Origin of the sequence: Frankia torreyi (genome assembly GCF_000948395.1) — a bacterium.
Classification (GTDB): domain Bacteria; phylum Actinomycetota; class Actinomycetes; order Frankiales; family Frankiaceae; genus Frankia; species Frankia torreyi.
Window position 1 is genome coordinate 1 of sequence record NZ_JYFN01000145.1, and the last position, 1,453, is coordinate 1,453.

Sequence of the window (1,453 nt, forward strand, 5' to 3'; positions counted from 1 at the left end):
TTAGGTCTGTCTGTGGTTGTACTGACTGTCGTCTTCATGTGTGTGGCGGTGGTTGGTATGAGACAGGACGAGATGGCCCGGGTGCGGCCGGTGATCGAACGGTTCGCGGGTGAGATGTTCGCGGACCTGCCGCGGCGGGACCAGCGGGGCACCGGTGAGCTGTATGTCCGGGGGCTGTTGACCGACGGCAAGCGCAAGAGCATGGTCCCGATGGCCGCTCGCCTCGGGGTGGACCATCAGCAGCTGCAGCAGTTCGTGACCAGCTCGACCTGGGACTACACCCAGGTCCGCCGGCGCCTCGCCGGCTGGGCGGCCGCCTTCCTCGACCCGGTCGCGCTGGTGGTGGACGACACCGGCTTCCCGAAGGACGGGCCGGCGTCGCCCGGGGTGGCCCGGATGTACTCCGGCAGCCTGGGCAAGGTCGCCAACTNTCAGATCGGGGTGTCGGTGCACGCGGTCACCGACTGGGCGTCGGCCGCGGTGGACTGGCGGCTGTTCCTGCCGGCCTCCTGGGATGACACCGCCCTACCCGACCCGCGGGACAGCGCCGCCGCGCGGGCCCGGCGGGCCCGCGCCGGGATCCCGGACGCGGCGCGGCACCGGGAGAAGTGGCGGCTCGCGCTGGACATGCTCGACGAGCTGGCTGGCTGGGGTATGCCGGTGCGGCCGGTGGTGGCGGACGCCGGCTACGGTGACGCCGCCGAGTTCCGCCAGGGCCTGACCGACCGGAACATCCCCTACGTGCTGGCGGTGAAGCCGACCGCGGCCGCCTACCCCGCCGACGCGGTGCCGGTCACCGCCCCGTACTCCGGGAACGGCCGGCGGCCCGTGCCCGCCTACCCCGACCCGGCCCGGGATCTGCAATCCCTGGTCATGGCCACCGGCCGCCGCGCGGGCCGGTATGTGACCTGGCGCCACGGCACCCACAAGACACCGGCCAACCCGACCGCCGCGATGCGTTCCCGCTTCCTCGCGCTGCGGGTCCGCCCCGCCAACCGGAACCTCACCCGCAACCCCGACCGCAGCCTGCCGGACTGCTGGCTGCTGGCCGAATGGCCCCCCGGCCAGCCCGAACCCACCGACTACTGGCTGTCCACCCTGCCCGAAGGCACCCCCCTGCGGCACCTGGTCCGCCTCGCGAAAATCCGCTGGCGGATCGAACACGACTACCGCGAGTTGAAAGACGGCCTCGGTCTGGACCACTTCGAAGGACGCACCTTCACCGGCTGGCACCACCACGTCACCCTCGTCAGCATCGCCCAAGCCATCTGCACCCAGCTCCGCCGCGACCCAAAAGCCCCTGCGCCGGCCTGACTCTCTATGGAGTTCTCCGCACCCTCCAGGCCCTGCTCGCCGTCTGGACCGGCGCCTGCCCCACCTGCCAACGACCCTTCACCCACACACCCAACGTCACACAACACCTATCCGGAGTCACCTAACGATGTCCTACTAG

General features: G+C 71.0%; 1 protein-coding gene and 1 pseudogene. Both read left to right on the plus strand.

Going from position 1 to position 1,453, the window contains the following annotated elements; translation table 11 throughout:
• Nucleotides 1–57: 57 nt before the first annotated feature.
• A partial coding sequence (locus FF36_RS39815; protein ID WP_242423012.1) for a transposase occupies nucleotides 58–430 on the plus strand: 373 nt, incomplete at its 3' end.
• A gap of 1 nt (nucleotide 431) precedes the next feature.
• Nucleotides 432–1,314, plus strand: a pseudogene (locus FF36_RS31240) (IS701 family transposase); the annotation flags it as partial.
• Nucleotides 1,315–1,453: the final 139 nt, after the last annotated feature.